This is a genomic window from Pontibacterium sp. (assembly GCF_041587635.1).
In the GTDB taxonomy this organism is placed as follows: Bacteria; Pseudomonadota; Gammaproteobacteria; order Pseudomonadales; family Balneatricaceae; genus Pontibacterium.
The window spans coordinates 1-8222 of the sequence record NZ_JBFGYC010000126.1 but is presented as its reverse complement, the minus strand read 5'-3'; the positions used below and the strand labels follow the sequence as shown (position 1 = coordinate 8222).

Annotated in this window: 10 protein-coding genes; 8 read left to right on the top strand and 2 right to left on the bottom strand. The window is 51.1% G+C overall.

All coding sequences use genetic code 11. The features are described from left to right. Window positions 1–42 precede the first annotated feature (42 nt). Genes ABYW01_RS08450 through ABYW01_RS08440 form a run of 3 tightly spaced genes read left to right on the top strand, consistent with a single transcriptional unit; the run spans window position 43 to window position 3337 of the window. Complete coding sequence (locus ABYW01_RS08450) at window positions 43–537, top strand: CvpA family protein (RefSeq protein WP_372832047.1); 495 nt, start codon at window positions 43–45, stop codon at window positions 535–537. Window positions 538–582: 45 nt separating this feature from the next. Beyond that, window positions 583–2109 (top strand): amidophosphoribosyltransferase, encoded by a 1527-nt coding sequence (gene purF, locus ABYW01_RS08445; protein ID WP_372832045.1) that lies wholly within the window; start codon window positions 583–585, stop codon window positions 2107–2109. 10 nt (window positions 2110–2119) lie between these two features. After that, complete coding sequence (locus ABYW01_RS08440) at window positions 2120–3337, top strand: O-succinylhomoserine sulfhydrylase (RefSeq protein ID WP_372832044.1); 1218 nt, start codon at window positions 2120–2122, stop codon at window positions 3335–3337. Here the strand turns inward: ABYW01_RS08440 and thpR are convergent. Next, complete coding sequence (gene thpR / locus ABYW01_RS08435) at window positions 3334–3852, bottom strand: RNA 2',3'-cyclic phosphodiesterase (RefSeq protein WP_372832043.1); 519 nt, start codon at window positions 3850–3852, stop codon at window positions 3334–3336. The two genes, ABYW01_RS08440 and thpR, sit on opposite strands and share 4 nt — an antisense overlap. A 70-nt stretch (window positions 3853–3922) precedes the next feature. Here thpR and ABYW01_RS08430 point away from each other — a divergent pair, with 70 nt between their 5' ends. Next, a complete protein-coding gene (locus tag ABYW01_RS08430; protein ID WP_372832042.1) occupies window positions 3923–4888 on the top strand; it encodes a tRNA dihydrouridine synthase in 966 nt (321 codons plus the stop codon). Here the strand turns inward: ABYW01_RS08430 and amrS are convergent. After that, window positions 4885–5952 (bottom strand): AmmeMemoRadiSam system radical SAM enzyme, encoded by a 1068-nt coding sequence (gene amrS, locus ABYW01_RS08425; protein WP_372832041.1) that lies wholly within the window; start codon window positions 5950–5952, stop codon window positions 4885–4887. The two genes, ABYW01_RS08430 and amrS, sit on opposite strands and share 4 nt — an antisense overlap. Window positions 5953–6122: 170 nt before the next feature. Between amrS and amrB the strand changes: the two genes are divergently transcribed. Genes amrB through ABYW01_RS08405 form a run of 4 tightly spaced genes read left to right on the top strand, consistent with a single transcriptional unit; the run spans window position 6123 to window position 8097 of the window. Next, complete coding sequence (amrB, locus tag ABYW01_RS08420) at window positions 6123–6902, top strand: AmmeMemoRadiSam system protein B (protein WP_372832040.1); 780 nt, start codon at window positions 6123–6125, stop codon at window positions 6900–6902. Further along, complete coding sequence (gene amrA, locus ABYW01_RS08415; protein ID WP_372832039.1) at window positions 6889–7461, top strand: AmmeMemoRadiSam system protein A; 573 nt, start codon at window positions 6889–6891, stop codon at window positions 7459–7461. Before amrB ends, amrA begins: the two co-directional genes overlap by 14 nt. Next, window positions 7448–7777 carry a TfoX/Sxy family protein gene (locus tag ABYW01_RS08410; RefSeq protein WP_372832038.1) on the top strand — a complete coding sequence of 110 codons (330 nt, stop codon included), beginning with the start codon at window positions 7448–7450 and terminating at the stop codon, window positions 7775–7777. The genes amrA and ABYW01_RS08410 overlap by 14 nt, the downstream gene beginning before the upstream one ends. After that, on the top strand, window positions 7774–8097 hold the full coding sequence (locus ABYW01_RS08405; RefSeq protein WP_372832037.1) for a cupin domain-containing protein: 324 nt from the start codon (window positions 7774–7776) through the stop codon (window positions 8095–8097). The genes ABYW01_RS08410 and ABYW01_RS08405 overlap by 4 nt, the downstream gene beginning before the upstream one ends. Window positions 8098–8222 lie beyond the last annotated feature (125 nt).

The window sequence follows — 8222 nt, the reverse complement described above, 5'->3', positions numbered from 1 at the left end:
CTCTGGTAGAATGCGCGCATCTTTCTTGGGTTGTTACAGATGATGAATTGGGCTGACTGGGTCATACTGGCAATTATTGCCATCTCCTGCTTATTTAGTGTACGGCGGGGCTTTATCAGAGAGGCTCTTTCCCTTGTTACCTGGGTGGCTGCTTTTATGGTTGCGCGTACATTTTCGGGACCTATGATCGAGTTGCTTCAACCCTATATCGAAACCCCTTCTATACGTGTTGCAGCGGCATTTGCTAGTCTGTTTATAGTGACCCTTATCGTAGGGGCACTGATTGGGCAGCTGTTTACAATGCTGATTCAGGCGACGGGCCTGAGTGCAACCGACCGACTTCTTGGTATTGCATTTGGCGCCGCACGAGGTGGACTCGTTGTGGTGGTGCTTGTGATGCTGGCAGGCCAGACGCCTGCCGTAGATGATCCCTGGTGGCGTGAGTCACAACTGATTCCCCATTTTGCGTTGATGGAAGCCTGGACCAAAGAGGTCGCAGGCGATGTTGCAGACTTGATCTGGAACGCAGGACGCTAAGAATAAAATTTTTAAGATTACCATTTCCCTTCGAGGTGAGTTCGGATGTGCGGTATTGTCGGCATTGTTGCCAAATCTTATGTTAATCAGACAATCTTTGATGCGCTGACGGTGTTGCAACACCGTGGCCAGGACGCTGCAGGTATGGTTACCTGTGAAAGCGACCGCTTTTTCATGCGTAAGGACAATGGTCTGGTTAACGAAGTGTTCCGTACGCGTCATATGAAGCGTCTCGGCGGTAACATGGGTATTGGCCATGTGCGTTACCCGACAGCGGGTTCCTCCAGCTCTGCTGAGGCTCAGCCTTTTTACGTAAACTCTCCGTACGGCATTGCGCTGGCACACAACGGCAACCTGACAAACGCCGACGAAGTTGCTGAGACAATGTTCCGCGCGGACCTGCGTCATATCAACACCACGTCAGACTCTGAAGTGTTGTTGAACGTATTTGCTCATGAACTGCAGCAGCAAGGCAAGCTGAAGCCTGAGCCTTCAGATATCTTTACCGCGGTAGAGCGCGTTCACGGACGTGTTAAAGGCGGGTATGCCGTTGTTGCCGTCATTACTGGCTACGGCATTCTGGCATTCCGCGATCCAAACGGTATTCGCCCTTTGGTGTACGGTAAACGTACTCTGGCTAACGGTCAGGAAGAGTTCATGGTGGCATCTGAAAGTGTTGCACTGGATGTCTGTGGCTTTGAACTGGTACGTGATATCGAACCGGGTGAGGCGATCTTCATCACAATGGAGGGTGAAGTATTTACCCAGCAGTGTGTGAAGGGCAGCCGTTTGACGCCATGCTTGTTCGAATACGTTTATCTGGCACGCCCTGATTCCATCATCGATGAGGTTTCTGTCCATAAAGCACGTATGCGTATGGGTGTGAAACTGGCAGAAAAAGTATTGCGAGAGCGCCCCGACCATAATATCGATGTGATTATCCCTATTCCTGATACCAGCCGTACCTCCGCTCTGGAGATGGCTTACCATCTGGACGTTAAATTCCGTGAAGGGTTTATTAAAAACCGTTATGTGGGCCGTACGTTCATCATGCCAGGTCAGGCTCAGCGCAAAAAATCTGTGCGTCGTAAGCTGAATCCGATTGAGATGGAGTTTAAGGATAAGGTTGTCATGTTGGTGGATGATTCTGTTGTCCGCGGCACTACGTCCCAGCAGATCGTGCAGATGGCGCGGGATATGGGTGCGAAGAAAGTATACTTTGCGTCAGCTGCACCTGCGGTGCGTTACCCGAACGTGTACGGTATCGATATGCCGTCAGCGACTGAACTGATCGCACACAACCGCAACGATGAAGAGATTGCTCAGGAGATCGGTTGTGACTGGATGCTGTATCAGGATCTGGATGATCTGAAAGAAAGTGTGCTGGCCGGTAATCCAGAGATTCAGGACTTTGATACCTGTGTATTTGATGGAAAATACGTAGCAGGTGATATTGATCAGAGCTATCTGGATCGTTTGGAACAGAAGCGCAATGATTCTGCTAAAGCTGAGGAAGACGGCCAGCAGACTAAAAGTAACGAATCGTCTGATCTACATAGCAAGATCGACTGAGGAATAGCCTATGCGTAAGCCTGGTTTTGAACGAGAAGAGCGTATCCAGTTTGAAGGTGAAGATTATGCCTTTGATACGCTGGCTGTACGCGCGGGTCAACGTCGTACCGGAGAAGGTGAGCATAGCGATCCTATCTATCTGACCTCGAGCTACGTGTTTTCATCGGCACGCGAGGCCGCTGCACGCTTTAATGGTGACGAAGAGGGGAATATTTACTCCCGTTTTACCAATCCAACCGTTCAGGCGTTTGAGCGACGTATCGCTGCGCTGGAAGGTGCTGAGCGTGCGGTGGCAACCTCCTCAGGCATGGCGGCGATCATGTCGCTGGGTATTGCGTTGTTGCAACAGGGCGATCACGTTGTGTGTTCACGCAGCGTATTTGGCTCTACCGTATCGTTGTTCAACAAATACCTGACACGCGCGGGCATTGAAACTTCGTTCGTTGATCCTACGGATCTGGATGACTGGCGTGCAGCGATCAAGCCCAACACCAAAATGTTCTTTATGGAAACACCGTCCAATCCATTGGCTGAGCTGACGGACATTGAAGCGGTATCTGCGATTGCACATGAACATGATGCACTGTTGGCCGTCGATAACTGTTTTTGTACACCGGCATTGCAGCAGCCGCTGAAATTGGGTGCAGATATTGTTATCCATTCGGCGACGAAGTATCTGGACGGTCAGGGCCGTTGTGTGGGTGGTGTGGTCGTCGGTTCAGATAAGTTGATGGAAGAGATCTTTGGCTACGTCCGTACCTGCGGCGCGTGCCTGAGTCCGTTTAATGCCTGGAATTTCTTGAAAGGTCTGGAAACGCTTAAGTTGCGCATGACTGCTCAGAGTCAGGCAGCGATGGAGCTGGCTCAATGGCTGGAACAGCAGAAGGGTATCGACCGAGTTTACTATGCAGGACTGGAAAGCCATCCGCAGCATGCCTTGGCGCTGAAACAGCAGAGTGGCTTTGGTGGCGTGCTGTCGTTTGAGGTTGCGGGCGATAAAGAGGCTGCATTTGATTTCATCGACGCCACGGAGATGCTGTCAATTACGGGTAATTTGGGTGATGTGAAAACCACAATCACTCATCCTGGGACAACAACTCATGGTCGTATGAGCCAGGAAGAACGTGCTGATGCGGGTATCAAGGATAACCTGATTCGCGTATCTGTCGGGTTAGAAGATATGGGTGATATCAAAGCTGACCTGTTACGAGGTCTGGCTGTCATCTAATCGGCTAGAAATTCCGCCTCTACCTGATGTACTGCGCCGTCCTGGCGCAGTACGCTGCTTTTAAGCAGAAACCTGTCCACTCCAAATGTAAATCGCTGATGATTTAAGCGCCGCTGCAGCTGCTCTACAGCAGGTGCTGGATTAGATCGGCTGCGACCGAGTGTCAGATGCGGATGAAAGCGACGGTGTTCCAGGCGAATTGCGCTCCTGTGCAGGGACCGTGCAAGCTGCTTTTGCAACCGCGCGAGCGATGGATTGGCTTGAAAGCCTAGCCATAGAGCGCCATGCTGGAAGCAGCCCATATCCAGCGTTTGTAAGTCAAAAGGTTGAAAATGGATCTCTGCAAGCTGCTCGCATAGCGCATCCAGCTGATTGTCAGCTTGCTCGCCAAGAAACGCCAAGGTCAGATGAAACTGATCAGCGTTATTCCAGCGGATCTGATTGGATGGAAATTGCAGGTCACTGATGGCATCCCGAACGTCGGCGGGTGGGTCCAGCGCGATAAATAGGCGCATGAGCATCTCCTTCAGTGGTGTACAGAGTTAATCATCGTCTGATGTTTATAAAACAGCAAGAGAACAGCAAATGAAGATAGTCCTTGCCCCAATGGAAGGTCTGGTGGATCCGATTATGCGGGATATTCTGACCCGCTTGGGCGGAATTGATTACTGCGTGACGGAATTTATCCGGGTATCAGTACGCGTGTTACCGCCGCATATCTTCAGGAAAACCTGTCCAGAGCTGGATCATGGCGGCAAAACGGCTGCCGGTGTTCCTGTACACGTACAGTTGTTGGGCAGTGATCCGCAGATGATGGCGCACAACGCCGCTCGCGCCGCGCGTCTCGGTGCACCGGCGATTGACCTGAACTTTGGTTGTCCATCAAAAGGCGTTAATGCGAATCGTGGTGGTGCGATTTTGCTGGAAACACCAAACGAAGTTCATGACGTTGTCAGTGCGGTGCGTCAGGCCGTACCCAGTGATATCCCTGTTACAGCGAAGATGCGCTTGGGGTTTAAGGACAAATCGCTGTATCTGGATAATGCGGCCGCGATTGCGGATGCTGGCGCGGCGCATGTAACGGTCCATGCCCGCACTAAGGTAGAAGGCTACAAGCCGCCCGCTCACTGGGAATATATTGCGCGTATTCGGGAATACGTCAAGATTCCGGTGATCGCTAATGGTGAAATTTGGAACCACGAAGATTATGCACGGTGCCGGGAAGTGAGTGGGTGCAGTGATGTGATGATTGGGCGCGGACAGATCTCTCAGCCCGATCTATCCAAGGTGATCAAAGCGGAACGTGACGGTAAACCGATTGAACCTATCGGCTGGGATGTCATCGTGGGGTTTCTTCTGGATCTGGTTGCTCAGTCGCAGCACCGGATGCAGCCGCGTTACGTACATGGTCGGGTGAAACAGTGGCTGCATCACCTGAAACGTCGGTTCCCAGAAGCAAAAGTATTGTTTGATCAGGTCAAAGTGGTTAACGATCTGGACCTGCTAAAGCAGATGCTGCTTGATGAACAGGCGCGCGCTGCTCAGAACTAATTTTTTAAGATGACAGGCTGACGGCGAGCGCCCCAGTCTCCGGGCAAGCTGTCAAAGCGGCCGGGTAAAGGGGTGCCGCAACCCCGGCAGCAGCCATTGACCAGGTTCCACTCTCCTAACACGTACCAATCGCGTTCAATCAGTCTCAGGCCACATTGATGGCAATAGGTTGAACTCCCCACAGTGTCATGCACATTACCGGTGTAGACGTATCTCAAGCCATGTTCCATCGCAATGTTGCGGGCGCGCGTCAACGTGCTTGTAGGTGTGCGGGGCTTATCCAGCATTTTCCAATCAGGGTGAAACGCAGTGAAGTGCACAGGCACCGATGGCCCCAGATTGTCGGCTATCCAGCGACACATAGCGGTCAGTTCTGTATCGCTATCGTTTTCATCCGGGATGAGTAGAGTGGTGATCTCAAACCAGACGTCAGTCTCATTGTGAAGGTACAGTAACGTGTCCAGAACGGGCGCTAAGCTGCCGCCACAGATCCGCTTATAGAAACGATCGGTGAATGCCTTCAGGTCAATGTTTGCCGCGTCCATATGGCGGAAGAAACGGGGGCGCGCCTGATCGGTAATATAACCGGCGCTGACGGCAATCGATTGAATGTCGTACTTATGACAGGCCATCGCGACATCTTCTGCGTATTCCAGAAAGATGACCGGATCGTTATAGGTATAGGCAATGGATCGACAGGCGTGTTGATGACAGTAGGTTGCCAGCGCTTCGGGGCTCGCGGCATCGGCCAGCGTATCCATCTCCCGTGCTTTACTCATATCCCAGTTCTGACAGAACTTGCATGCCAGGTTGCATCCGGCGGTTCCGAAGGACAGGACGGGTGTACCGGGTAGAAAATGGTTCAATGGTTTTTTTTCGATTGGATCGATGCAAAAGCCGCTTGAACGACCGTAGGTGTATAAGTGCATCCGGCCGTTCTCATTTCCACGTACGAAGCACAATCCCCGTTGTCCGTGTGATAATTTGCAGAATCGAGGACACAGATCACACTGTATTTTGTCCCGTTCGACCGGGTGCCAGAAGCCGACCTCAATAACACTCATAGTTCCTCCCGCGGTTCTCACTCTATACTTAAGATTAGCAGTGAGTAGATGTAGTTTCTGGAATGCCCATGTGTGATAAACGCGCGGACATTTCTAAAACCTCTAATCGCGACAAAGGCATCCAGACATCTTCTATCGCGATGCAAAGAGTTACAGTAGGGGAGCTTCCTATGGAAACCCGACAACCCGCGGTCGCGGGCTTATTTTACGCAGATGATCCTACGGAACTTAGCCATGATGTGGATCGTTTGTTACATAAACATACACGTCCGACATTGCCCGGCGTTCGGGCTCTGGTTGTACCTCATGCAGGGTATGCATATTCCGGCGAAGTTGCCGCTGCGGCTTATAGCTGCCTGACAAGGGGAGCGGAATATAAATACATTTTGCTGATGGGGCCGAGCCATCGGGTACCGTTTAAAGGCATGGCGGTACCGGAGTCCGGGGCCTTTATGACTCCGTTGGGGGATATACAACTGGCCCGTGCACAGATTGATGCACTAGTCGCAGATGGTCTCGTCCATTACAACGTCGCGGCACACTACTCAGAACACAGTCTTGAAGTTCAGCTGCCTTTTTTACAGCGCGCAGAGATAAAAGCACCGATTGTGCCTGTAGTGATTGGAGACGCGAGTCCCGAACAGGTTGCCACGGTTCTTTTGCCCGCACTAGAAGATTCTCAGGTGTTGACCCTGATCAGTACTGATATGAGCCACTTCCATAGCTATTATGAGGCGCGCCTTATCGACGGGCATACTCATAAGCGTATCCTCGCCGGGGCTGAAGATATTCGGCCTGATGAGGCCTGTGGTTGCATGGGATTAAATGGACTACAGCATGCATTAGCCCAGAGTTCGTATCGCATGCATTTGTTACAACACGGTAATTCCGGTGATACGGCTGGTGACCAGGATCGTGTTGTTGGATATGCCGCCTATGCCGTTTACTGATTACACTGCCGCACAAAAGCGCCAAATGCTCGAGCATGCGCGATCATCCATCGCGCGTGAATTGGGCTATCACATCGCGCATGCGCCCGTAGATGCCGATTGGAAAAAGGAGGAGCGTGCTGCATTTGTTACGCTCTATTATCAAGGAGAGTTAAGAGGATGTATCGGCAGCCTTACCGCGTATCAAGCGCTTTGGTCTGAGCTGGAACATAACGCCAAGGCGGCAGCATTTGATGATCCCCGTTTCCCTCCAGTGAGCCGTGCAGAATTTGCCGATATAGACATACAGATTTCAATCCTGACGCCCACTCAGTCGATAATCGTAACGTCCAAAGACGACCTGTTAACCACTCTGCGACCGCACATTGATGGATTATTGCTAGAGGAGGGTGAGCATCGTGCCACGTTTTTACCGCAGGTCTGGGGGCAGCTTTCCGATCCGGCGGAATTCTTGCGCCACCTATTACGCAAAGCAGGTTTAGCGGGAGATTACTGGAGTGATACCATGCGGTTTTCTATCTATCAGGTCTTGGAGGTTAAGGAGAGTGGCAAACAGTGATGGATTTATCTCATATCTGGTAGATAGCATGCATGCACTGGGACCTGTTCAGGTCAAACGCATGTTCGGTGGACACGGTTTGTTTCTTGGGGGATTGATGTTTGCGTTAATCATTGATGATCAGATTTATCTGAAAGCGGATAAACTGACAGCCAATCACTTTATTCAGCTGGGACTCGAGCGTTTTACCTATATGAAGAAAGATAAGCGTTGTTACATCAACTACTATCAGATGCCAGATGAGTGCTTGGATGATAACGATGCTTTGGTGTCGTGGTGTGGGAAAGCGTACGAAGTGGCAATGAGGGCTGCATGAAAAACCTGTTTGCAGAGCTACCTGATGATCGAACGCAGGAACATTTTCAGGAATTCCTGACGCTTCCGGGGGCAACATTGGAACGTATCGTCTCTTATGGTCAGAGCACCCCAGTAGGAGAATGGTATGACCAGGATTGGGGTGAGTGGGTGATGGTGCTGCAAGGCGAAGCGGGTTTGTTGCTTGAGCAGGATCATAAGCTGATACATATGAAACCAGGTGATCAGTATTTTTTGCCTGCGCATTGTCGCCATCGAGTGGAGTGGACACTAGAGGACCACCCCACAATCTGGTTGGCATTACATCTTAAAGCCGATTGAGAATTCATACGGTGGGGTCAAAAAGGATTGGGCGTATATGACACAAAAGATTGAGATCGTTGTAGGTGATATTACGCGACTACAGGTAGATGCCATTGTAAATGCGGCTAATAGTAGCTTATTGG

Bases quoted from the DNA above. Each gene is read 5' to 3' on its own strand.
- amrS (WP_372832041.1), bottom strand. From the start codon at position 5,952: ATGAGTGTTATTGAGGTCGGCTTCTGGCACCCGGTCGAACGGGACAAA.
- purF (WP_372832045.1), top strand. From the start codon at position 583: ATGTGCGGTATTGTCGGCATTGTTGCCAAATCTTATGTTAATCAGACA.
- ABYW01_RS08450 (WP_372832047.1), top strand. From the start codon at position 43: ATGAATTGGGCTGACTGGGTCATACTGGCAATTATTGCCATCTCCTGC.
- ABYW01_RS08430 (WP_372832042.1), top strand. From the start codon at position 3,923: ATGAAGATAGTCCTTGCCCCAATGGAAGGTCTGGTGGATCCGATTATG.
- ABYW01_RS08405 (WP_372832037.1), top strand. From the start codon at position 7,774: ATGAAAAACCTGTTTGCAGAGCTACCTGATGATCGAACGCAGGAACAT.
- thpR (WP_372832043.1), bottom strand. From the start codon at position 3,852: ATGCGCCTATTTATCGCGCTGGACCCACCCGCCGACGTTCGGGATGCC.
- amrB (WP_372832040.1), top strand. From the start codon at position 6,123: ATGGAAACCCGACAACCCGCGGTCGCGGGCTTATTTTACGCAGATGAT.
- ABYW01_RS08440 (WP_372832044.1), top strand. From the start codon at position 2,120: ATGCGTAAGCCTGGTTTTGAACGAGAAGAGCGTATCCAGTTTGAAGGT.
- amrA (WP_372832039.1), top strand. From the start codon at position 6,889: ATGCCGTTTACTGATTACACTGCCGCACAAAAGCGCCAAATGCTCGAG.